Origin of the sequence: Allonocardiopsis opalescens, from assembly GCF_003002095.1 — a bacterium.
GTDB classification, from domain to species: Bacteria; Actinomycetota; Actinomycetes; order Streptosporangiales; family Streptosporangiaceae; genus Allonocardiopsis; species Allonocardiopsis opalescens.
On record NZ_PVZC01000008.1, the window covers coordinates 421,060 to 444,421 of the forward strand.

The 23,362-nt window shown below is 74.3% G+C and carries 20 protein-coding genes; 8 read left to right on the forward strand and 12 right to left on the reverse strand.

Annotated features, from left to right (window positions below; translation table 11 throughout):
• Positions 1–323 precede the first annotated feature (323 nt).
• Both CLV72_RS25610 and CLV72_RS25615 read left to right on the forward strand, forming a co-directional pair.
• A complete protein-coding gene (locus CLV72_RS25610; RefSeq protein WP_146159560.1) occupies positions 324–1,784 on the forward strand; it encodes an RNA polymerase sigma factor in 1,461 nt (486 codons plus the stop codon).
• A gap of 97 nt (positions 1,785–1,881) precedes the next feature.
• Positions 1,882–3,138, forward strand: coding sequence for an RNA polymerase sigma factor (locus CLV72_RS25615; RefSeq protein WP_106251268.1), 1,257 nt, complete (start codon positions 1,882–1,884; stop codon positions 3,136–3,138).
• Between the two features lie 39 nt (positions 3,139–3,177).
• Here the strand turns inward: CLV72_RS25615 and CLV72_RS25620 are convergent, their stop codons facing one another.
• The 9 genes from CLV72_RS25620 to CLV72_RS25660 all read right to left on the reverse strand — a co-directional run bounded on the left by CLV72_RS25620 (position 3,178) and on the right by CLV72_RS25660 (position 13,837).
• Entirely contained in the window at positions 3,178–5,118 is a 1,941-nt protein-coding gene (locus CLV72_RS25620) for a TIGR03960 family B12-binding radical SAM protein (RefSeq protein WP_106251270.1), read from the reverse strand.
• 101 nt (positions 5,119–5,219) lie between these two features.
• A complete protein-coding gene (rodA, locus tag CLV72_RS25625) occupies positions 5,220–6,353 on the reverse strand; it encodes a rod shape-determining protein RodA (protein WP_106251273.1) in 1,134 nt (377 codons plus the stop codon).
• Positions 6,350–8,563, reverse strand: coding sequence for a penicillin-binding protein 2 (gene mrdA / locus CLV72_RS25630; RefSeq protein ID WP_106251275.1), 2,214 nt, complete (start codon positions 8,561–8,563; stop codon positions 6,350–6,352). Before mrdA ends, rodA begins: the two co-directional genes overlap by 4 nt.
• Before the next feature lie 2 nt (positions 8,564–8,565).
• Positions 8,566–9,087 (reverse strand): rod shape-determining protein MreD, encoded by a 522-nt coding sequence (gene mreD / locus CLV72_RS25635; RefSeq protein ID WP_106251278.1) that lies wholly within the window; start codon positions 9,085–9,087, stop codon positions 8,566–8,568.
• Positions 9,084–10,172, reverse strand: a complete 1,089-nt coding sequence (mreC, locus tag CLV72_RS25640; RefSeq protein WP_106251280.1) for a rod shape-determining protein MreC — start codon at positions 10,170–10,172, stop codon at positions 9,084–9,086. Before mreC ends, mreD begins: the two co-directional genes overlap by 4 nt.
• A gap of 54 nt (positions 10,173–10,226) precedes the next feature.
• Positions 10,227–11,258 carry a rod shape-determining protein gene (locus CLV72_RS25645; protein ID WP_106251283.1) on the reverse strand — a complete coding sequence of 344 codons (1,032 nt, stop codon included), beginning with the start codon at positions 11,256–11,258 and terminating at the stop codon, positions 10,227–10,229.
• Positions 11,259–11,552: 294 nt separating this feature from the next.
• Positions 11,553–11,963: a nucleoside-diphosphate kinase gene (gene ndk, locus CLV72_RS25650; protein ID WP_106251286.1), complete on the reverse strand. Its 411-nt coding sequence runs from the start codon at positions 11,961–11,963 to the stop codon at positions 11,553–11,555.
• A gap of 153 nt (positions 11,964–12,116) precedes the next feature.
• Complete coding sequence (locus tag CLV72_RS25655) at positions 12,117–12,485, reverse strand: DUF4233 domain-containing protein (RefSeq protein WP_106251393.1); 369 nt, start codon at positions 12,483–12,485, stop codon at positions 12,117–12,119.
• Positions 12,486–12,490: 5 nt separating this feature from the next.
• Positions 12,491–13,837 carry a bifunctional folylpolyglutamate synthase/dihydrofolate synthase gene (locus CLV72_RS25660; protein ID WP_106251289.1) on the reverse strand — a complete coding sequence of 449 codons (1,347 nt, stop codon included), beginning with the start codon at positions 13,835–13,837 and terminating at the stop codon, positions 12,491–12,493.
• A gap of 221 nt (positions 13,838–14,058) precedes the next feature.
• On the opposite strand from CLV72_RS25660, the gene CLV72_RS25665 reads away from it, so the two are divergent.
• The gene (locus CLV72_RS25665; protein WP_106251291.1) at positions 14,059–15,300 is read left to right on the forward strand and encodes a folylpolyglutamate synthase/dihydrofolate synthase family protein; all 1,242 of its coding nucleotides are present in this window, start codon (positions 14,059–14,061) and stop codon (positions 15,298–15,300) included.
• 122 nt (positions 15,301–15,422) lie between these two features.
• A complete protein-coding gene (locus CLV72_RS25670; protein ID WP_106251293.1) occupies positions 15,423–16,154 on the forward strand; it encodes a hypothetical protein in 732 nt (243 codons plus the stop codon).
• Between the two features lie 322 nt (positions 16,155–16,476).
• Here the strand turns inward: CLV72_RS25670 and CLV72_RS25675 are convergent, their stop codons facing one another.
• Complete coding sequence (locus CLV72_RS25675; protein WP_106251295.1) at positions 16,477–16,992, reverse strand: hypothetical protein; 516 nt, start codon at positions 16,990–16,992, stop codon at positions 16,477–16,479.
• Positions 16,993–17,386: 394 nt separating this feature from the next.
• Between CLV72_RS25675 and CLV72_RS25680 the strand changes: the two genes are divergently transcribed.
• From CLV72_RS25680 to CLV72_RS25695, 4 genes are all read left to right on the forward strand, one after another.
• Positions 17,387–18,070 (forward strand): response regulator transcription factor, encoded by a 684-nt coding sequence (locus CLV72_RS25680; RefSeq protein ID WP_106251396.1) that lies wholly within the window; start codon positions 17,387–17,389, stop codon positions 18,068–18,070.
• A gap of 265 nt (positions 18,071–18,335) precedes the next feature.
• Positions 18,336–19,613, forward strand: coding sequence for a sensor histidine kinase (locus CLV72_RS25685; protein ID WP_106251298.1), 1,278 nt, complete (start codon positions 18,336–18,338; stop codon positions 19,611–19,613).
• 88 nt (positions 19,614–19,701) lie between these two features.
• Positions 19,702–20,511, forward strand: coding sequence for an ArsR/SmtB family transcription factor (locus tag CLV72_RS25690; RefSeq protein ID WP_245930439.1), 810 nt, complete (start codon positions 19,702–19,704; stop codon positions 20,509–20,511).
• 129 nt (positions 20,512–20,640) lie between these two features.
• Positions 20,641–21,837, forward strand: a complete 1,197-nt coding sequence (locus tag CLV72_RS25695; protein ID WP_106251301.1) for an MFS transporter — start codon at positions 20,641–20,643, stop codon at positions 21,835–21,837.
• Positions 21,838–21,853: 16 nt separating this feature from the next.
• Here the strand turns inward: CLV72_RS25695 and CLV72_RS25700 are convergent, their stop codons facing one another.
• Together CLV72_RS25700 and CLV72_RS25705 are read right to left on the reverse strand one after the other, a co-directional pair.
• Positions 21,854–22,570 (reverse strand): hypothetical protein, encoded by a 717-nt coding sequence (locus CLV72_RS25700; RefSeq protein ID WP_146159561.1) that lies wholly within the window; start codon positions 22,568–22,570, stop codon positions 21,854–21,856.
• A 183-nt stretch (positions 22,571–22,753) separates the two neighbouring features.
• The coding region (locus tag CLV72_RS25705) for an AAA family ATPase (protein WP_170141109.1) at positions 22,754–23,362 on the reverse strand (609 nt) is incomplete at its 5' end.

Genomic DNA, 23,362 nt, shown 5'->3' on the forward strand with positions numbered 1-23,362 from the left:
CGATAAGCGGCGGTTCTCGCAGGCAGTGCGCGCACGGAGCGCCGCCGCGGCGCGCGTCCGGTCCGGCCACGAAGAAAATCGCAGATTTCTCCGCAAAGTTGTCAACCCTCGCGGCAACCGGCTCGTCCTATCTACGTGCGGCCCGATGCGAGCGGGGCATCGGGCCGCACACCTTTCTCCACGGCCCTGCGCCGCGGCACTCCCCCGGGCCCGCCTCGGGAGTGGCCGGAATCGGCATGGAATACCCCCTTTCGACCAGCTCGCGCCGGTATTCTGCCACCGCCGCCCCTTTTGCGGCCTCTGTCCGCCGGACCCCCTAGGGGTTGAGAACACTGGTTGACGCCCAGCGGCCGCCCGTGCGCCCGCACTCCCTCACCCCGTGGCCCTCCGTCGACGGCGCCCGCGACGCCGCCGCGGTCAAGGAGCTGCGCGGCGGCGACAAGTCCGCGCTGTCCCGGATGTACGACGCCTACGCCGCGCGCCTGCACGACTACGCCGCCGCGCTGCTCGGCGACTACGCCGAGGCCCACGAGGTGGTCGCCGACACCTTCACCATCGCCAAGATCCACATCCACCGGCTGGCCGAGCCGGCGCGGCTGGGCCCGTGGCTGTACGCGCTGGCGCGCGCCGAGTGCCTGCACCGCGACGCCGACGGCTTCACCCGCGCCCCCGGGCTCCCCGTCCCCTCCCCCGTGCGTGCCACGCCGCCCGACGGCGTCCCGCTCCCGGCCGGACTGGCCGACCTCATGTCGATGGCGACCCCGTCCGCGTCCGAGGGCGCCGAGGGCGCCGCCGACGACCTGCGCACCGCGATGGCGGCCGCCACGCCCGCCGAGCAGGAGGCGGTCCGCCTCACCGAGGTGCACGAGCTCGGCGTCGCCGAGCTGGCCGCGGTGCTGGGCGTGCGCGAGCAGCTCGCCGAGCAGCTGGTCGACGGCGGCAATGTCGCCTTCTCCGAGGTCGCCACCGCGCTGCTGCTGGCCCGCGCCCACCCGGGCGGCTGCCCGGAGCTGCGCGAGCTGACCGATCCCGACGCACCCGGCGAGGACTGGCTGAGCCCCGAGCACCGCAAGGCGCTCGCCCGCCACCTGGACCAGTGCGTGCGCTGCTGGCAGCGGCGCGCCGAGCGGCGGCTGAACGCCGACATCCGGCAGGCACAGCCGCCTCCGGTGGCGGTCCCCGACGACCTGCGCGAACTGGTGAGCACCACCGCCTTCGGCACCGGCCGGGTCCGCTACCGCGCCGAACTGGGCAAGCGCACCGGCCCCACCCTGGGCCCCGACGGCTTCCCCAGGCCGCGCACCGCCCGCCGCCGACTGCCCTTCGCGCTGGCCGGCGGCGCCGTGGCGGCGGCGGTCGCCGGCACCGTGATCGCGGTGCAGCTGGCCCAGGGCGCCTCGGTGGCACCGGTCTCCGAGGGCGCGTCGCCGCAGGACCAGGTCGAGCAGGTCAGCACGGCGCCGAGCCCGAGCCCCAGCCCCTCGCCGTCGGCCTCCGAGCCGTCCGCGGCGCCCTCCGTCCAGGTGCCCGCGCCCTCGGAGTCCGCGCCCGAGATCCCGGTGTACGTGCCGCCGGTGGTGGAGGAGGAGCCCGACACCACCCCGACCAGCGAGCCGCCGCCCGACCCGGATCCGGAGCCCGAACCCGAGCCCGAGGTGCCGGAAGATCCGAGCGGTGGGCCTACGACGGGTCCCGAGCCCTCCGGAGAACCCTCGGCCGGAGGAGTGGCCGCGCCCCGTTTCACCGCCGTGGACCGCCTCGTCACGGTTCTTCCCGTCTTGTGATGATGCGGTAGTGAACCAAACGCGCCGTGTTGTATGCGAACATGCAGGGGTTCTGTGAGAGACCCCAGACCTGCTCTGGGCGAGAAGGCGGCGGCTGATGGATCCGGAACGCGACACTGACGACGGGGGCACCACCGGAGGCGGCTCCGGTCTGCCCCCGCTGGACCGCGCACGCGACCGCGCGATCGTGGCGGCGCTGCGCCGCAACGACCGCTCGGCCCTCACCCGGCTCTGCGACGCCTACGCGGCCCGGCTCTACGACTACTGCGCCATCCTGCTGGGCGACCAGCACAAGGCGACCGAGGCCGTCGCCGACACGATCACCACCGTGTGGATCCACGTCGACGGCATCAGGGAGCCCGGCGAGCTGGGCCGCGTACTGTACGCGGCCGCCCGCGCCGAGTGCGCCTTCCGGCTCGACGCGGCGGCCGACGAGATCCCCGAGGCGCTGACCGAGCTGCTGTCACTCGCGTCGCCCTCCGACAACCAGCGCAAGTCCTCCCGGCGCGGCGGCCGCCGGTACGCCGTCAGCCGCGAGCAGGAGGCCGTCCAGCTCGCCGACGTGCACGAGCTGTGGCCCGCCGACATCGCCGCCGTGCTCGGCGTGCGCCAGTCCACCGTCAGCCACCTCATCGACGACGATCAGAGCGACGGCGCCGAGCGTTTCCCGCCGCTCACCCCGCCGGCCGACCTCACCCCGATCGTCCTGAACAACGCCTTCGGCGCCCACCTCGCCGACCACCGCCGGGCGCTGGCCCGCCGCACCGGCTCCGCCGGCGACGGGGGCGGCGGACCCTCCGCGTCCACGGCGGCCGCCGCGTCGGCCGGCGACGGCTTCGACGGCGAGGGCGAGGAGCCGCCGCGCAAGCGCCGCTCCATGGCCATGGTGCTGGTCGCCACCGGTCTGGTCGCGGGCCTGCTGGTCGGCTTCACCCTGGTCGGCAACCTGTGGCTCAACTCCGAGCCGCAGTCGGACTCTCCGCCCGCCCCCGCCCCGGACGCCGGCGAACTCGCGCCGCTGCCCTCGGCCTCGCCCAGCGACGCCTCGCCCTCGCCGTCGCCGTCGGAGCCCTCGCCCTCGCCTTCGGTCTCCCCCTCGGCGGTGAACTCGCCGCCGCCCGCGGTCGAGCAGCCGCCGGCCGAGAACCCCCAGGAGCCCGAGCCGCGGCCGACCACCTCCAGCCAGCGCCCGCCCGACCCGCCGGACGACGACGAGACCGAGGACCCGGACCCGACGGATCCGCCGGACCCCGACCCGTCCTCGCCGGACCCCGACCCGAGTCCGACCGGCGACCCGGAGCCCACGGCCTCCGGCCCGTCGCCCGGCGCCGTGTCGCCGAGCACCACGGCCTAGCCGCCGCGGGGCCGCCCTGAGCGGGCGGCCCGGGCGGGCTCAGCCCTTGCCGACGACGCTGAGCGGCAGCAGCTTCCTGCCGGTGGGGCCGATCTGGATCTCGGTGCCCATGCTCGGGCAGACGCCGCAGTCGTAGCACGGCGTCCAGCGGCAGTCGTCGACCTCGACGGCGTCCTCGCCGTGCAGGGCGTCCTGCCAGTCCTGCCAGAGCCAGTCGCGGTCGAGCCCGGCGTCGAGGTGGTCCCAGGGCAGCACCTCGTCGCGCTCGCGCTCGCGCGTGGTGAACCAGTCCAGGTCCACACCGTGGGGCGCCAGCGCCCGTTCGGCGCAGTCGTGCCAGCGCTGGTAGGAGAAGTGCTCGCTCCAGCCGTCGAAGCGGCCGCCGTCGGCCCACACCGCCTCGATCACCGCGCCGACCCGGCGGTCGCCGCGCGAGAGCAGGCCCTCGATGGTGGACGGCTCGCCGTCGTGGTAGCGGAAGCCGATCGCGCGGCCGTACTGCTTGTCGGCGCGCAGGGTGTCGCGCAGCTTGCGCAGCCGGGCGTCGACCACGGTGTGGTGGGTCTGGCCGACCCACTGGAACGGCGTCTGCGGCTTGGGCACGAAGCCGCCGATGGAGACCGTGCAGCGGATGTCGCGGCGGCCGGTGACCTCGCGGCCGGCCCGGATCACCTCGGTGGCCAGCCGGCCGATCTGCAGCACGTCGTCGTCGGTCTCGGTGGGCAGCCCGCACATGAAGTACAGCTTCACCTGCCGCCAGCCCGCCGCGTAGGCGGCGGTGACCGTGCGGATGAGGTCGTCCTCGGTGACCATCTTGTTGATGACGCGCCGCATCCGCTCGCTGCCCCCCTCGGGCGCGAAGGTGAGCCCGGACCGGCGGCCGTTGCGGGTCAACTCGTTGGCGAGGTCGATGTTGAAGGCGTCCACCCGGGTGGAGGGCAGCGACAGTCCGGTGTTGGTGCCCTCGTAGCGGTCGGCCAGCCCCTTGGCGATGTCGCCGATCTCGCTGTGGTCGGCGCTGGACAGCGAGAGCAGCCCGACCTCCTGGAAGCCCGACGCCTTCAGGCCCTGCTCGACCATGTCGCCGACGGTGGTCAGGCTCCGCTCGCGCACCGGGCGGGTGATCATGCCCGCCTGGCAGAAGCGGCAGCCCCGGGTGCAGCCGCGGAAGATCTCCACGCTGTAGCGCTCGTGCACCGACTCCGCCAGCGGCACCAGCGGCCGCTTGGGGTACGGCCAGGCGTCGAGGTCCATCACGGTGTGCTTGGCGACCCGCCACGGCACCCCGGGCCGGTTCGGCGTGTAGGCGGCGATCCGGCCGTCGGGGTGGTAGGAGACGTCGTAGAACTTGGGGACGTAGACCCCGCCGGTGGCGGCCAGCCGCTCGAGCAGGCCGTCGCGGCCGCCCGGACGCCCCTCGCGCTTCCACTCCCGGATCAGCTCCGTGACGGCCAGCGCGATCTCCTCGCCGTCGCCGAGCACGGTGGCGTCCAGGAAGTCGGCGACCGGCTCGGGGTTGAAGGCGGAGTGGCCGCCGGCCAGCACCACCGGGTGCTCGTCGGTGCGGTCGGCCGCGTGCAGGGGCACACCGGCCAGGTCGAGCGCGGTGAGCAGGTTGGTGTAGCCCATCTCGGTGGCGAAGCTGACGCCGAGCACGTCGAAGGCGCCGACCGGGCGGTGCGCGTCGACGGTGAACTGCGGCACGCCGTGCTCGCGCATCAGCGCCTCGAGGTCGGGCCAGACCGCGTAGGTGCGCTCCGCGAGTACGCCCTCGCGCTCGTTGAGCACCTCGTAGAGGATCTGGATCCCCTGGTTGGGCACGCCGACCTCGTAGGCGTCGGGGTACATCAGCGCCCAGCGCACCTCGGCGGCGTCCCACTCCTTGACGACGGAGTTCAGCTCACCGCCCACGTACTGGATGGGCTTGGCCACCCGAGGCAGCAGCTCCTCCAGCCGACCGAAGATCGACTCCACGGGCATCGAACCCCTCCGAACGAACGCATGGCGCATGGCACTGACGTACCGGCCAGGCTACCGGCGCGGCCTGCCGCCCGGAGCCGATCCGCCCGGCGCCCGGGGGCTCACTCGAAGGTGCGCACCCTCGACTGCACGCCCAGGACGAGGCCGAGGGCGAGCAGCCCGGCCAGGGTCGCGGTGCCGCCGTAGGAGACGAAGGGCAGCGGGACGCCGGTGACGGGCATCATGCCCATGGTCATGCCGATGCAGACGACGCCCTGGACCGTCATCCAGCAGGCGACGCCCGCGGCGATGAGCCGGCCGTAGGGGTCGGCGCACTGGGCGCCGATGGTGAGCATCCGCCAGATGACCAGGCCGAGCAGCACGATCACGGCGGCGGCGCCGAACAGGCCCAGTTCCTCGCCGGCCACGGTGAAGATGAAGTCGGTGTGCTGCTCGGGGACGAACTGGCCCGAGGTCTGCTCGCCGTTGAACAGGCCCTTGCCGCCCACCCCGCCGGAGCCCACCGCGATCATGGACTGGTTCACGTTGTAGCCCGCGCCGCGCGGATCCAGCGACGGGTCGGCGAAGGCGGCGAACCGCGCCACCTGGTAGTCCTCCAGGATGCCCACCTGCCAGACGGTGAAGGCGCCGGCGATGCCCGCCCCGACCAGCCCGCCGACCCAGGCCAGCGGCGCTCCGGAGAGCATCAGCACGCCGAGGAACATCGCCCCGATCACCAGCGTGGTGCCCAGGTCGGGCTGGAGCATGATCAGCACGGTGGGCAGTGCGAGCACGGCGAGGGAGACCAGCACGTCGCGGGTCATCGGCGCGCCCGCGTCGCGGTGCGGCTCACCGAGCAGCCAGGCCAGCATCAGCACCAGCGCGACCTTGGCCAGCTCCGAGGGCTGGAGCTGGAGGCCGGGGCCGAAGACCACCCAGGAGTGCGAGCCGTTGATGGTGGCGCCCAGCGGCGTGAAGATCAGCAGCAGCGCGACGATGGCCAGCGCGTAGGCGTACAGCGCATAGGCCTTCAGCACCCGGTAGTCGATCATGGCGACCGCCGCGCACAGCACCGCGCCGATGGCCACGTTCACCAGGTGCCGCCACAGGTACTCCTGCGGGGAGGCGCCCAGCTGGAGCTGTTCGGCGTGGGTCGCCGACCACACCAGCAGCGTCCCGATCAGGGTCAGCCCGCCGACGGCGCCGATGAGCACCCAGTCGAGTCGCCCGGCCTGCGCGGGCAGCCGCGGCCTCACCGCTCACCGACCCGCGCGATGCTGCCGTCGGGACGGATCGCCGGCAGCTCCTCGGGCGGGCGGCCGCCGGGCAGCAGCGGGCTCGTCGGGATCTCGGCCCGGTCCTCCTGGCCCTCCTGCTGCTCGGTGCTCGGGGGCTGCCCGCCCTGGCTCGTGTCGCCGAGCCCGTAGATCCCCTCGTAGATGCGGCGGGCCACCGGGGCGGCGGCCGAGCCGCCGCCGCCGGCGTGGTCGACCATAATCACCACGGCGAACTGGGGATCGTCGGCGGGCGCGTAGGAGGCGAACCAGGCGGTGCCGTCCTCACTGCCGGTGATGGTGGCGGTACCGGTCTTGCCCGCGACGGGGATCTCGTCCAGCGGGAAGCCGGCGAAGGCTCCCCGGGCGGTGCCCTCGACGGGTACGTCGGCCAGCGCGTCGCGCATGTAGGCCAGCACCTCGTCGTCGACCGGCAGCTCGCCGGCGACGATGGGCTCGATCTCGCGCACCTGGCTGCCGTCCGCCGAGATCAGCGCGCGGCCGACCCGGGGCTCGTAGCGGGTGCCGCCATTGGCGATGGCCGCGTAGGCGACGGCGAGCTGCAGCGGTGTGACCAGCACGTCGCCCTGCCCGATGGCGAAGTTGGCGCTGTCGCCGGCCCGCACCAGGTAGCCGTCGACGCAGTTCTCCTGGGCCATCTGCTGCAGCAACGTTGCCCGCGCGGGGTCGGTCTCGGCCACGTCGGGGTAGCCGTTCTCGGCGCGGGCGCAGGTCGCCTCGCGGTTCATCTCCCAGTACTCGCGCTTCCAGCTGCGGTCGGGGACGCGGCCCTCCGCCTCGCTGGGCAGGTCGACGCCGGTCACCGAGCCGAAGCCGAAGGCGTGCGCCATGGCGGCCACCGGCTCCTGCGCCTGGCCCTCCTCGGGGTGCAGCCCGCCGTCGCGCAGCCACAGCTCGTGGCCGAAGCGGTAGAAGATCGTGTTGCACGACACGACCAGGGCGCGGTGCAGGTCGATGGTGCCGTGCGCGCCGCCCTCGTAGTTCTCGAAGGAGCGGTCGCCCACCTGGTAGGAGCCGGGGCAGCCGTAGCTGCCGCGCAGCGGGTAGCCCGCCTGCACCGCCGCCGCCATGGTCGACACCTTGAAGGTGGAGCCGGGCGGCACCAGCCCCTGGGTGGCGCGCGAGATCAGCGGTTCCCCGGCCTCCTCGGAGAGCAGGTTCTGGTAGGTGTCGGTGGTGATGCCGCCGTCCCACACCTCGGGGTCGTAGGTGGGCAGGCTGGCCAGCGCGACCAGCCGCCCGGTGCGCACGTCCATCACCACGCCCGCCGCCGACTCCGAGGGCAGGTTCTGGTTGCGCGCGGTCTGGATCGCGGTGGCCAGCTCGTCCTCCAGCAGGTCCTGCACACCCGCGTCGATGCTGGTCACCAGGTGCGCTCCCGCCTGCGACGGCTGCTCGGAGACGGTTCCGGTCACATTGCCCCGGGCGTCGACGGCCAGGGTGCGCACCCCGGAGACGCCGCGCAGCCACTCGTCGTAGACGGCCTCGACGCCGTCCCGGCCGACCAGGTCGAGTCCGCTGAACTGGTCGCGCAGCCCCTCCCTGGACTCCAGCTCCTCGGCGGTGGCCGGCGACAGGTAGCCCAGCGCCTGCACCGCGCGCTCACCGCCGGTGTACTCGCGCACCGCCTGCTGCTGGGCGATGACGCCGGGGAAGTCCTCGGGGCGCTCCAGGATCTGCAGCGCCCGGCGCGGGTCGGCGTCGGTGTCCAGCGGGATGGGCTGGTACGGCGAGCCCTGCCAGCAGGGCTGACCCACCTCCGGGCCGCACAGCCGGGTGCGCAGCCGCAGCTGCTCGTAGGGCTGCTCCAGCACCTCGGCGAGAGCGCGCAGCACCGCCTCGCCGCCGTCGTCCTGGCGGGCCAGCGCGTGGTAGTCGACCGAGACGACCAGGTCGGTGCGGTTGCGCACCAGCGGTCTGCCGGTGGCGTCCAGGATCTGGCCGCGCACGGCGGGCACCATCAGGTCGCGGGTGCGGTTCTCCGCCGCGACCTGCTGGAAGTGCTCCGTCGCCGGCACCTGGAGGAACCACAGCCGGCCGAGCAGGCTGGCGAAGAGCACCAGCACCATCACCTGCACCACCGCGAAGCGCAGGCGGGTGTGCTCCGCGGTCTCCCAGCCCAGCCGGGGATTGCGGGGATCGCGGGCGCGCCGACGCCGTCTGGTGCCCATCGCTACCACCCCATCGCGGTGTCGCCGCCGGTCACCCGGCGGTATCCGGTGAAGATCAGGAAGAGCGCGAACGGGCTCAGCAGCAGCGTGCACAGCCAGGTCCACGGCACCACGTGCAGCACGGAGCCGAAGCCGATCCGCGGATCGCCCAGCAGCGCGCCGAGCAGCGCGTACAGCACCCCCGCGGCCAGCGTCGCGGCGGCCGTGACCGCGAAGGGCATCACCGGGGAGCGGACCGCCAGCGCACCGACCCGGCCGGTGGCGTACCCGACCAGGCACAGCACCAGCGCCGACAGCCCGAGCGGCCCGGCCGCGGCCGGCATCAGGTCGGCGGCCAGCCCGGCCGCGAAGCCGAGCACCGCGCCCGAGCGGGCCCCGGTCAGCAGGGCCAGCGCCACCACGACCAGCAGCGCCAGGTCGGGCACCACCCCGAAGGGCAGCCCGAGCCGGTTCACCACCGCCACCTGCGCGACCACCGCGAGCAGCAGGACGACGGCGCAGAAGACCACCGGCACCCGCCTCATCCGACACCTCCGGGGCCCTGCACCGGCTGGCCGGCCGGCTGCTGCTGGGTGACCACGTCGGCCGGGTCGGCCGGCGCGGACGGGTCCGCCGGCACGGCGGGGTCGGCGGGCACGGACGGATCGACCGGGACGGCGGAGGGCGCCGGGGCGGCCGGATCGACCGGCAAGGAGGGGTCGACCGGGACGGCCGCGCCGCCCGTACCGGCCACCTCGGCCGCGTCGGGCGCGTCGGGGTCCCGCGGCAGCACGGAGTCGCGCGGGTCCTCCTCGGGCGGGCGCACCACGATCCCGACGACCTCCAGCCGGCTGAGGTCGACGGCGGGGCGGATCAGCGCGGTGCGGGTGAGCGCGCCCGGCGTCTCGACCAACTCCTCCACCGTGCCGATCGGCACCCCGGGCACGAACGGGGCGTTGCCCACCGAGCCGAGGGTGACCGCCCGCTCCCCCACCTCGATGCGCGCGTCGGGGTCGAGCATCTCGAAACGGAGCAGCTGGTCGCTGTCGTTGCGGCCGTGCACGGCGCCGATCTCGCGGGAGCCGGCCAGCCGCGCCCCCGACGCGAAGGTCGCGTCGCTGACCAGCTGGACGGTGGCGCTGTCGGCGGTCACCGAGGTGACCCGGCCGACCAGCCCCTCGGCGGCCAGCACCGTCATCTCCGGCGCGACCCCGTCATCGGAGCCGGCGTCCACGGTGAGCACGTCGGCGTAGGCGGGCCCGGCCCGCAGCGACAGCGGCTCGGCGGCGACGACCTCGTAGCCGCCGAGGCCGGCCAGGCCGAGCATCCGGTCGAGCTGGGCCGCGCGCTCCTGGTCGATCAGCCCGGTCTCCACCTGGGCGCGCAGCTCGGCGTTCTCCCGCTCCAGCGCGGCGATCCGGTCGGCGGCGGCCGGCGCACCGGCGAGCATGGTGGTGACGTCGTGGACGGGGCGCAGCACCGCGGCGCCGGCCCGCTCCAGCGGCCCGTAGGCCGCCGCCGCGGCCGAGCGCAGCACCGTGCCGCCGCCCCGCTGGTCCAGTACGACCAGCGCCACCGCGGCGATCAGCAGCACGCCCAGCACGATCCTGGTTCCGCGGGTGTCCCGCACCTGGCCTCCCTGTCCCGATGTCCCGGCCGGTCGGTACCGGCCCTGCGGTGCGGCTCAGTGGCGCCGTTCGGGGATGAGCACCTGCTGCAGCCGCTCGAAGTCCTCCACGCAGGTGCCCGAGCCGAGCACGACGGAGTCGAGGGGGTTGTCGGCGACGTGGATCGGCATGCCGGTCTCCTCGCGCAGCCGCTCCGACAGGCCGCCGAGCATGGCGCCGCCGCCGGTCAGCGCGATGCCGCGGTCCATGATGTCGCCGGACAGCTCCGGCGGGCACTTGTCGAGGGTGATCCGAACCGCGTCGATGATGGCCGAGACCGGCTCCTCCAGCGCCTCGCGGATCTCGTCCGGGGAGACCACCACGGTCTTGGGCAGGCCGGTGACCAGGTCGCGGCCGCGGATCTCGGCGTGGGCGTCGTCGCCGGTCGGGTAGGCCGAGCCGATCGCGATCTTCATCTCCTCCGCGGTGCGCTCGCCCAGCATCAGCGAGAACTCCTTCTTGACGAAGGTGATGATCGCCTGGTCGAGTTCGTCGCCGCCGACGCGGATGGACTGGGACGTGACGATGCCGCCCAGCGAGATGACCGCGACCTCGGTGGTGCCGCCGCCGATGTCGACCACCATGTTGCCGGTGGGCTCGTTCACCGGCAGGCCGGCGCCGATGGCGGCGGCCATCGGCTCCTCGATGATGTACACGCGCCTGGCCCCGGCCTGGTAGCCGGCCTCCTTCACGGCCCGCTGCTCCACCCCGGTGATCCCGCTGGGCACCGCCACGATGATGCGCGGCTTGGCGAAGTGCCGCCGCTTGTGGATCTTCTGGATGAAGTAGCGCAGCATCCGCTCGGTCACGTCGAAGTCGGCGATCACGCCGTCCTTGAGCGGGCGGACCGCGACGATGTTGCCGGGCGTGCGGCCGATCATCCGCTTCGCCTCGCTGCCGACCGCGACGATGCGGCCGGTCGAGGTGTTCAGCGCCACCACCGAGGGCTCGTTCAGCGTGATGCCGCGTCCGCGCACGTAGACCAGGGTGTTGGCGGTGCCAAGGTCGACCGCCATGTCGCGGCCGAGAAAAGCGAGGTTGTTGATCATCATTAGTCCTCGACAGCCCACGGCGGCGCAGCTGTCACGTCAGCGTCCGGAAACGGGCACGGCCCTGTTCCGGACTGGGCCGCTGATTGCCCTCGCATCGTAACGCGCTGTGCTTGATCCGCTACGGAAAAACGCCACAGACTTGCCGAAAGGACCAAGGGATCACCGTGCCGGGGCCGGATCCGTTCGCGGCGGCCCTCGGGCGTGTCATCGGGGCCGCAGACGACGGCGGGCCGCCGGTGGCGCGCCACGGGCGCGCCACCGGCGGCCCGTCGAAGGGTCCGCCCGGCCTGCTCAGGCCAGATCGGGGAAGAACAGCTTGATCTCGCGCTCGGCGGAGTAGGTGGAGTCGGAGCCGTGCACGATGTTGGCCTGCACCTCCAGGCCGAGGTCCCCGCGGATGGTGCCGGGCGCCGCGTTCACCGGGTCGGTGGCGCCGGCCAGCGCGCGGAAGCTCTCGATGGCGCGGTGCCCCTCGACCACGGCGGCCACCAGCGGTCCCGAGGTGATGAACTCGACCAGCGAGTCGAAGAACGGGCGCTGGGCGTGCTCCTCGTAGTGGGACTTCGCGGTGTCGGCGTCCAGAGTGCGCAGGTCGAGTGCGACGATGCGCAGGCCCTTGCGCTCGACGCGCGTCAGGACCTCGCCGACGAGGCCGCGGCTCACGCCGTCGGGCTTGATCAGGATGAGGGTGCGCTCCGACACGGGTGTTCGCTCCTTGCTTCGGGGGTCCCCGACCGCTGGCCGATCGGCGCGGACGGGGAGCGAGGTCCGGTAAGGCCCCGGGGGCGCGTTCGCCCGGCCGGAGCCGTCACGGCGCAGCTTACTGCTTCCGGGCGCGGCGGCGTCCGGACCGGCTCAGTGCGGCCGGGACGGGCCGGGCTCGCCGTCGGTCTCGCCGCCGAGCACGGACGGGGTGCGCCCCGCCTCGACCCGGGCGCCCAGCCACAGGGTGGCGGCCCACAGCAGGGTGAAGGCGATGCCGAGCAGCAGCAGGTCGGGCAGGATCAGGGCGCTGGCCAGGTAGCCGACCTGGAGGGCCCAGCCGAGGTAGGGGCCGGCGGCGAAGCGCTGCACCCCCGCGATGACCAGCGCGGCCACGGCCAGCCCGCCCCACAGCGGCCCGGCGGTGGCGGCCGGGATCCCGGCGACCTGGATCGCCACCGGAAGCGAGAGCCCGATGGTGATCGCCTGCAGGACCAGCACCATCGCGCAGATGCGCCGCACGCCGGTCACCTCCCACCCAGTAGCAGCCGGGCGTCGCCGGCGGTGACGACGGAACCGGTGATGAGCACGCCGGTGCCGGAGAACTCCCCGGTCTCCTCGGCGAGGGTGACCGCGGCGTCGATGGCGTCGTCGAGCTGCGGCGCGGGGTGCACCCGCTCGGCGCCGAAGACCTGCACGGCCAGTTCGGCGAGCTCCTCCACCGGCATTGAGCGCGGCGAGGAGTTGCGGGTGACCACCAGCTCGGTGAGCAGCGGCTCCAGCGGCTCCAGCAGCCCCACCACGTCCTTGTCGGCCATCGCGGCGACCACCCCGACCAGCCGGGTGAAGGTGAAGGCGTCCTCGACGGCGGCGGCGGTGGCCGCCATCCCGGCCGGGTTGTGCGCGGCGTCGACCATGACGGTGGGGCTGCGGCGCATCACCTCCAGCCGGCCCGGGGAGTCCACCCCGGCCAGCGCGTTGCGCACCAGGTCGTCATCGAGCCGGACGTCGCCTTCGCCGGGGGCGGCGAAGGCCTCCACGGCCGCGATCGCGCAGGCGGCGTTGGCGGCCTGGTGCGCGCCGTGCAGCGGCAGGAACAGGTCCTCGTAGCCGCCGCGCAGCCCCTTGACCGAGATCTGCTGGCCGCCCAGCGCCACCTCGCGGTTCACCACGCCGAACTCCAGGCCCTCGCGCGCCACGGTGGCGCCGGTGTCGGCGATCCGCCGCAACAGCACCTCGGCGGCGGCCGGCTGCTGGGCGGCCATCACCACCACGCTGCCCGGTTTGATGATCCCGGCCTTCTCCGCCGCGATCTGCTCGATCTCGGTGCCGAGGTAGTCGGTGTGGTCGAAGGCGATCGGGGTGATCACCGCGACCTGTCCGTCGGCGACGTTGGTGGCGTCCCAGGTGCCGCCCATCCCGGTCTCGACCACGGCGACGTCGACGGGGGTGTCGGCGAAGGCCGCGTAGGCCATCGCCGTCAGCACCTCGAAGAACGACAGCCGCTGGTCCTGCCCGGCGTCGACCAGCTCCAGGTAGGGCTCGACATCGCGGTAGGTGGCGGCGAAGCGCTCCTCGGAGATCGGCTCCCCGTCGACGCTGATCCGCTCGCGCATCGTGGCCAGGTGCGGACTGGTGTAGCGCCCCACCCGCAGCCCGCGCTCGCGCAGCAGCGCGTCGGTCATCCGCGCCACCGAGGACTTGCCGTTCGTACCGGCGATGTGGATCACCGGATAGGCCCGCTGCGGCTGCCCCAGCACGTCGAGCAGGGCGGCGATGCGGTCGAGTGCCGGATCGAAGTCCCACTCGACGGGCCGCGCCCTGATCGCGGCGACGACGGAGCCGTACTCGCCGCTGTCGTCCTGCCGGGTCATGCCGCGCCGCCCGCGGCCTGCTGGGTCCTCGTGCTCACGTCTAGCAGCCTACTAAGCCCGCCGAGCACTCCACCGGCACCCGCCCGCACCCCGCCGCGGCGGCCGCCCTCGCCGCTGGACGTGCGGCTGAACCCGGCCGCCCCGGTCGTCGCTATCCTCGTGCCCGTGGTGCTGCTCTGCCTGTCGGTCCGGCTGCGCGGGAACCCGCGCGGGCGGGTGCCGTGAGCGCCGACGGCGCCTTCTTCGCGGAGTGGTCGCGCCGCGGCCCCGGTGAGCGCCGCAGCCTCGACCGGGCCCGTGCGCTGGCCGAACGGCTCGGCATCGACCCGGCTGGGCGGCCGGTGCTCACGGTGGTGGGCTCCAAGGGCAAGGGCACCGCCGCCGCCTACGCTTCGGCGCGGCTGGCAGCGGCCGGGCTGCGCACCGTCACCGTCACCAGCCCGGCCTACCGCGACAACCGGGAGCGGATCAGGCTCGACGGCGCCGCGGTCTCCGCCGAGCGGCTGGCCGCGCTGGCGGCCCGGCTCGACGCGGCGTGCCGCGGGCTGCCGCCGCGCCGCCGGCACGGCGGCTACCTGTCCCCCGCCGGCCTGTTCACCCTGGCGGGCGCGCTGTTCGCGCAGCTCGAACAGGCGGATGTGCTGGTCGCCGAGGCGGGCATGGGCGGCCGGTCCGACGAGGTGAGCCTGCTGCCGCCGGCGGTCGTCGCGATCGGCCCGGTGTTCGCCGAGCACATCGGGGTGCTGGGCGACAGCACTGTGGAGATCGCCCGCGAGAAGGCGGCGGTGGCCGCGCCCTCGACCCGCGCGGTGCTGACCGTGCCGCAGCCGCCCGAGATCGCGCGGGCCGTGCGCGAGACCGTCGCCGAGCGCACCGGCGGCGCGGTGGTGCCGGCCGAGGTGGGTCCGGGGTCGAGCGGGCTCGCGCCCGAGCTGCTGCCGGCCGGGCTCGCGGCCGCCTCGGCCGAGCTCGGCACGGCCGCGGCGGCGCGGCTGCCGGCCGCCGAAGGCCGGCCGCCGGTGCGGGAGGCGCGGCTGCGCGCCGTGCTGGCCACCCTGCGGCTGCCGGGGCGGCTGTCCTGGCACCGGGTCCCCGGCGGCTCGACCGAGCTGCTGGCCGACTCCGCGATCGACCGGCGCGGGGCGGCCTCGGCGCTGGCGGCGGCGCTCGACCGCTGGTCGTCGATCGACCACGTCCTGCTCTGCCTGCCCGACCACAAGGACCTCGACGGCGTCGCGGCCGAGCTGGCCGGCCTGCCCGTCACCTTCGTCCGCCTCCCCTACCGGCACCTGCGCTTCACCCGCGCCCTCCCGCCCGGCTGGCGGGTGGTGGACGCCGACGACCTGGGCCCGGAGTCGCTGGCCGCACTGGGCCAACGGGTCGTCGCGCTCGGCACCGTCTACTTCGTCGGGCGGATGCTGGACCTGGTCGGGGCGGCCACGGACCCGTTGTTCCGTCCGTAGTACCGGCGTCTGACGATCGTTCTGGTTGCCATCGGCCCCGATCGGGGCACCACTACGGTGACGACCGGGCCGCGTCGGCCGAGGCGGCGCGCCCGGATGGTGGACGGGGAGGGGAGCCGCTCATGTCGTGGGCGCTCGCCTGGGCCATCGGGGCCCTCGCGCTGTTCGGGGTGGCGGTGTGCTGCGCGGTGGCCGCCGGGCAGCGCGTGCTGGCGGCGGAGCGGAGCCGGTCCGCGGCGCGCCCGGACGAGGGCACCGGCGGGGACGCGGCGCGCATCCTGCGGCCGAGGGGCGTCGGTCGGCAGCTGTGGGGCGGCGCTCTGGTCTCCGGCGGACTGGGCGCGGTGCTGCTGCTCGGGCTGGTGTCGGTGCTGCTGGTCAACTCGGTGTGGCCGGCCGTGCGGGTCGAGACCCCCGAGCGGGCGGCCGGGCTGGTCCTCGATGACGACCCCCGGCTCGCCGACCAGCTGGCCGCGGCGGAGGAGGACCTGCGGGTGCTCGGCGTGCCGAACCCGGTGGCGGCGAACTACCGGCACCCGGTCAGCGGCCAGCTGGTCGCCTTCGGCGGCGGCTTCGGCGAGCTGCCCGACCCCGAGCGGGTCCTCGAGGACCTGCTGTACACCCTGGCCGAGCCCTTCAATCCGGCCCCGCGCTTCGAGTCGCACGGCGCGGGCCCGCTCGGCGGCGTCGTGACCTGCCTGGATCCCAGCCGCTCCCTGGAGCGCGGCGTCGGCCTGTGCGGCTGGGCCGACCGGGGCACCATCGGCACCATCCTGGTCTTCGGCCACTCCCCCGGCCACTCCGCCGAACTCCTCAACGAGATGCGCACGGACATGGTCACCGTCCAGCGCTGAGCGGCGTTCAAGCAGCCCTCGGCCGGGCCGCGGTCGCCGAGAGGCGGCGCACGGCGCGGGTGACGGCCACCGCGCGCCGACCGGCACTCGACCGGCCATCCGAGCTGCATGGAACGCCGGCCTGACGTCTGCGGCGGCTCGCCGGATCTGGCGGCGGGTCCCCCGGCCGGTCGCGGCCACGCCGACCGAGCGGACCCGGGTTTCCGCCCTGTACCGCCCGTCCTCCGTCGAGAGATCCGCCGCAGCCGCCGCAGGGCGCACAAGGCGGCGCCCCGGCGGACGCGTTCCGCCGGGGCAGCGTGGGTCGCCGGTGCGGGGGCGGTCAGTCGTCGCCGTCGTCGTCATCGCCGGCGGGACCGGCGCTGATCCGCTCCGGGGTGTCGCCGGAGCAGCCGACCACGATGAGCATCTCGTCGTCGTCACCGTCGAACTCGACGGAGACCTGTTCGGCGGGGCCGTCCTGGCGGCTCTCGATCTCGTAGCCCTGGGCGGGCGCCAGCCAGTCGATCGCGGCCATCCCGCCCGAGCAGCTGACCTCCACGGTGCCGGCCCGCTCCTCGAACACCCTGATGTTGGAGGGCGGCGTCGCGGCGCCGGCGCTCGGGGAGCCGGACGGGGCCGGCGAGGACTCGGCCGGCGCGCTCGGCGCGGCCGACGGCGGCGGGCTGGATGCGTTGGCCACGGCGAGCTCCCGCTCGACGTCGGTCTCGCTCATCGGCTGGACGGCGGTGTCGGTGATGCCGCTGCCGAGCAGGTTCACGGCACCCACCCCGACCGCGACGGCGAGTACGGCGCAGGCGAACCATCCGGCGACGACCAGTGTGCTGTGTCGTTTCATGTCCCTCACTGTGCCCGGCGCGGGTCTAAGGCGACGTTAAGGGGAAGCTGTGCCCGTCCTATTCCGGGCCGCCCCGCGCGGACGGCCGTCCGCCGCCCGCACCACGATCCTGCCGCACGCCCGCACGTCACCGCGGGGCGGCCCCTCGCCAGGCGCACGCATGACGCGCCGTGCGCGGCGTGGCAGGCGGAGGGCAAGAGGGCGGCGGACTCCCGATCGCGCCGCGGCTTCCGAGCGTGTCGTCCCGTCCGTCCACGCACGCGCACGGGGACTCCCGAATCCGGTACCGGCGCATCTGGGAGACGGTGCAGATCGCACGCTCGCGCACACCGGTCCCGTGCCCGGGCGCGACACCGCCGCCATGGGCCGCCGCCGCATTGGCTACCGTTCCCTCGTGGCCCAACTGTTGCTCATCGAAGACGACGCGACCATCCGGACCTCCCTGACCCGGGCGCTCGGCGAGCGCGGCCACGCGGTGGCCTCGGCGCCGACCGCCATGGCCGGGCTGCGCGACGCCGTGGACGGCAGACCCGATCTCGTCGTGCTCGACCTGGGCCTGCCGGATCTGGACGGCCTGGAGATGCTGCGGATGCTGCGCGCGGTGAGCCGGGTGCCGGTGATCGTGGCGACCGCCCGCGACGACGAGCGCGAGATCGTGCGGGCCCTGGACGCGGGTGCCGACGACTACGTGGTGAAGCCCTTCAGCGCCGCCCAGCTCGACGCGCGGGTGCGCGCGGTGCTGCGGCGCATCGGCGCGGACGCGCCCGAGGACGCCGCGATCACCGTGGGCGATCTGACCGTGGACGCGTCGGCACGTGAGGCCCGGCTGAGCGGGACGGTGCTGGAGCTGAGCCCCAAGGAGTTCGACCTGCTGCACTATCTGGCGAGTCGCCCGGGCCAGGTGGTGAGCAAGCGGGAGCTGCTGACGGAGGTGTGGCAGGTGCCCTACGGTGGCGCGGACAAGTCGGTGGACGTGCATCTGTCCTGGCTGCGCCGGAAGCTCGGCGAGACCGCGCAGGCGCCGCGCTTCATCCAGACGGTCCGCGGTGTCGGCGTCAAGCTGGTGGTGCCGTCGTGACCGCCACCCCCCGCACGCCCGCGTCGGCACCCCCGCCCGCCCCCAGGCCCCCGTCCCACCGGACCCGGCTCGCGAAGGTTGTATCGGGTGCTCCTTCCCCCGCCCACCCAGGGGGCTCCCCTTACACCCATTCTCTCGCGTTTCCGCCCGCCCGCGCAGCCGCCCGGCGACGCCTGTGGACAGTGCGGGCGCGGACGGCGGGGCTGTGGACGGCCGGGTTGACGGCCGGGCCGGAGAGCGTCTATGGCGGGAAGGGCGGCGGCCGATGAGGCGGCGGTTGATCGTGCTGGTGGCGGCGACCACGTCCGTCGTGCTGATGGCCTTCCTGGTGCCGCTGGCCATGCTGGTGCAGAGCTTCGCCGAGGACCGCGCCCTCGGCACCGCCACGATCCGGGCCCAGTCCATCGCGCCCATGGTCGCCACCGGCGATGAGCAGATGGTCTCCACCGGAATCGACCGCGCCAATACCGGCAGCCGGTTCCCCATCACGCTCTTCCGCGCCGACGGGAGCACGGTCGGCGCCCCGGCGGAGCGCTCCAGCGCCGTCGAACTGGCCTTCACCGGCCGGAGCCTCACCGCCGACGCGGCCGAGGGCGGCCGCGAGGTGCTGGTCTTCGTCAGCACGCCCCAGCGGGACCCCTCGGTGATCCGCGCGCACGTCCCCACCGAGGAGCTGTGGGCGGGCGTGGTCCGCGCCTGGCTCTTCCTGGCCGGGCTCGGCGTGACACTGTTCGTGCTGAGCCTGGTGCTGGCCGACCGGCTCGGCCGCGCGCTGGTGGGCTCGGTCAGCGACCTGGCCCGCGTCTCGGAGAGCCTGGCCGCCGGCGACCTGGAGGCCCGCGCGGACCCCTCGGGCCCGCCCGAGGTCGCCGCGGTGGCCGGCACCCTCAACGTGCTGGCGCGGCGCATCAGCGAACTCCTGGTCGCCGAGCGCGAACGCGTCGCCGACCTCTCCCACCGCGTCCGCACCCCCCTCACCGCCCTGCGCCTGGACGCCGAGTCGGTGCGCGACCCCGCCGAGCGCGAGCGCATCGAGAGCGGCGTGGCGGCGGTCGAGCGCGCCGTCACCCACACCATCAACGAGGCCCGCCGCCCCGACCCGGTGTCCAGCGGCTGCGACGCCACCAAGGTCATCGGCGACCGCGTCTCGTTCTGGTCCGTGCTGGCCGAGGACCAGGACCGCCACGTCAGCGTCACGCTCGCCCGACAGCCGCTCCCGGTCCGCCTGTCGGAGAGCGACCTCGCCTCAGCGGTGGACGCGCTGCTGGGCAATGTGTTCGCGCACACCGACGAGGGCACCGCCTTCGCCCTCGGCCTGTGGCCCGGCCCCGACGGCGCGGGCGCGATCCTGGTGGTCGAGGACGAGGGCCCGGGCATCCCCGCGGACGCCACCGAGCGCGGCAGCAGCGGCGCGGGCTCCTCCGGCCTCGGCCTGGACATCGCCCGCCGCGCCGCCGAACTCTCGGGCGGCGGCTTCGACGTCGGCACGGGCCTGCGCGGTGGCGCCCGGATCACCCTCACCTTCGGCGGCGTGTCGGGCTGACCGACCCGCCCACCAGGCATGCTCCGAACCATCCTTGACAGGCAACCATTTGGATGCCTATTGTCGAGCAAGCGAAAGGTTGCCTTTGATGACGGAGATGGACGCGGTCTTCAAGGCGCTGGCCGACCCCAGTCGGCGGCGGCTGCTCGACCGCCTCAACCAGCGCAACGGCCAGAGCCTGCGGGAGCTGACCGCCGGCCTGGACATGACCCGCCAGGCCGTCACCAAGCACCTGTCCGTACTGGAGGAGGCGCGCCTGGTCACCACCAGGCGGCAGGGGCGGGAGAAGCTGCACTACCTCAACGCCGCGCCCATCGACGACATCGCCGAGCGCTGGATCGGCCGCTACCACCGCGAGCGCGCCCGCGCGCTCGCCGACCTGAAGAGAGCCCTGGAGGACCCCGCCATGGAGCAGTCCGCGTTCGTCTACGTCAGCTACATCCGCACCACCCCGCAGCGCCTCTGGCAGGCGCTGACCGACCCCGCCTTCACCCGCCGCTACTTCGATGACACCGGCCCCGACTCCGACTGGGCCGTCGGATCGCCGGTGCGCTGGCGGATGAGCCCCGGCGATGAGCCGCGCGACCTCGGGCAGGTGGTGCTGGAGTCCGACCCGCCGCGGCGGCTCTCCTACACCTGGCACACGATGCAGCCCGAGCACCAGGAGATGCTCGGACTCTCCGACGAGGAGTTCGCCAAGGCGGCCGCCGAGGAGCGCTCCCGCGTCACCTTCGAACTGGAGCCCTCGGGCGACGCGGTGAAGCTGACCGTCACCCACGACGGGTTCGCCCCCGGCAGCGTGATGCGGTCCGCCATCAGCCAGGGCTGGCCCGCCATCCTGTCCAATCTCAAGACGCTGGTGGAGACCGGCGAGACCCTGGCCTCCCCGTCCGAGTAGGCGGCGCGCCGCAAGCCGGCGCCGTGCCGTGCCCGCCGGCGGGCACGGCACGATCCGGCCGGGATCGCGCCGCGGACCGCACACCGAAAACCTGTTCGAAATCAGCCTGAAACCTGGCAGAATGCTCCGGTGCTGCGCCCCTACCGCGACCTGGTCACCGTCCCCCACCTGCCGATGCTGCTGGTCTGGTCCCTCCTCGGCCGCCTGCACATCCCCGCGGTGCCGATCGCGCTCACCACCCTCGCCGCCGACTGGACCGGCTCCTACGCCATCGCCGGACTGATCGTGGGCGCCGGCACCCTCGGAACCGCGATCTCCGGCCCGCTGCGCGGCCGGATGGCCGACCGCGCCTCGGCGCCCCGGCAGCTGCTGCTGGCGGCCGTCGGCTACGGCACCGCGATGCTCGCCCTGGCCGCGCTCCCCGACGCGCTGTGGCCGCTGGCGACCCTGATCGCGCTGGGCGGCGGCCTCTGCTCGCCCCCGGTCGCCCAGATCGCCCGGGCCTGCTGGCCGCGGATCACCACCGGCACCGTCCGCGAGTCCGTCTACACGGTCGAGGCCACCCTGCAGGAGCTCACCTTCGTGGTGACCCCGCTGGTCGCCGCGAGCACGGTCGCCCTGCTCAGCCCGCGGGCCGCGCTGATCGGCGCCGGCGTGGTCGCCCTCATCGGGGCGGTCGGCTTCGGCGGCACGCTCAGCCGCGCCGGCCTCGGCGAGCCCGAGCCGCGCCCGGCCGCCACGTCGGCCCGCCCCGGCCACGTCCTCGCCGCGCCCGGCCTGCTGGCCGCCATCGCGGTGCTGACGCTCACGGTCGCCGGGCTCGTCTCCGTCGACCTCGTCATGGTGGCCTGGACCCGCGACGCCGGGGTGCCCGCCGCCGCGGGGCCGCTGATGGCGTGCTTCGCACTCGGCTCGCTGATCGGCGGGCTCGTCTCCGGCGGCTTCACCAAGCCGCCGCGGCTCATCCGGCGCATGGTGCTGATGACGGCGGGGATCTTCCTGCTGGTGCCTACCCTGCCCCCGGTGCTGGAGCCGGGCTCGATGTGGCTGACGGGCGCCGCCCTGCTGGTGACGGGCGTGTTCATCGCGCCCGCGCTCGCCGCCTCCACCTCTCGGGTGGGCGAACTGGCCCCGTCCGACCGGCGCGCCGAGGCCTTCGGCTGGCTCGCCGCCGGAATGACCACCGGCACCGCGATCGCCGCGCCGCTCTCCGGCGCCCTGATGGACACCTGGGGGCCCGCCGCGGCCGTCGGCGGCGCGGCGCTGCTCTGCGCGCTCGGCGTGGCGCTGTCCTTCTGGGTGGCGGCCGCCTCCCGCCGGGGCTGAGGCCGGGCCGCGGGCGTCAGTGGCCCGCCATCCGCACGTTGTCCATCAGCTCGGGGTGCCGCTCGACGGCGGCGCACAGCTCCCGCTCGGGCACGCCCTCGGCCACGGCCTCGCGGCCGTAGAGCAGCGAGTACGCGGCCAGCAGCAGCGACAGCCGGCCGCGCCGCAGCACGGTGCCGCCGGTGCGCAGCTGCCAGACCAGGGCGGAGAAGTGCGACCAGCCCGCCGACAGCACGATCGCGGCGATCACCCCGAAGAAGATGCCGACCATCACCGGCCCCTCGGCGAGGTGGTAGTCGGTGACCACGAAGTACTCCAGCACCGCCAGCACGCCCATCGCCACCACCAGCAGGCACAGCACCGCGCCCGCCCGCAGGTCGCGGCGGGCGGCGGCGGCCGGGTCGCGGATGCGGGCGCGCAGCCGGTCCAGCGCGGTGGCGTCGCCGATCAGCACCAGCCGGCCGTTGCGCAGCCGCCCGGCGTAGGCGATACCGAACCTCAGGTACCGGCGGGCCGGCCAGAGCGCGGCCAGGAAGCCCGGGATCGCCACCGCCGCCGCGAGGTCGGCCGCCTCACCGTAGAGCAGGCCGACGCTGTACTTGAGCAGCAGCGCGACCGCGACGGACAGGATCACCACGGCCAGCAGCCAGCGCGACAGGTGCAAGCGCTCGTACAGACCCGGCGACTGTCTGTGACCACCGTTGCGGTCGATCGACCGATGATGTACGTCCACGCCGCAGCCCCTCCCCCGATGCAGCATGGTCGGCCCCGGTTCCCTCCTCGACCAGGGCTTTAACCTGCACAGATTCGAGTATTAACGATGCGCGCGGAGAAGAAAAGCCCAGGTCGCAGCATGTTTTCGGCACTTCGGGGCAGCAGGGCGCGCCGTCGGCGCGCGGGGGTGCGAAACGCCGGACTAGGCGCTCTTCTCCTCGGGCTCGATACGCGGGCGCGCCTTGCGCGGCACGAGGGTGGGGTTGACGTGCTCCAGCACCGCGTCGCGGGTGATGACCACCTGGGCGACGTCCTCGCGGCTCGGCACCTCGTACATGGCCGAGAGCAGCACCTCTTCGATGATGGCGCGCAGCCCGCGGGCGCCGGTGCCGCGCATGATCGCCTGCTCGGCGACGGCGGCGAGGGCGTCGTCGGTGAACTCCAGCTCGACCTGGTCGAGCTCGAAGAGGCGGTGGTACTGCTTGATCAGCGCGTTGCGCGGCTGGGTGAGGATCGCGATCAGCGCGGCGCGGTCGAGGTTGTGCACGCTGGTGATCACGGGCAGCCGGCCGACGAACTCCGGGATCATCCCGAACTTCAGCAGGTCTTCCGGCATGACGTCGGCGAAGACGTCAGAGCGGTCGCGCTCGTCCTTGGAGCGGAGGATGGCGTTGAAGCCGATGCCCTGCTTGCCGACGCGGGCGTCGATGATGCGTTCCAGCCCGGCGAAGGCGCCGCCGCAGATGAACAGCACATTGGTCGTGTCGATCTGGATGAACTCCTGATGCGGATGCTTGCGGCCCCCCTGCGG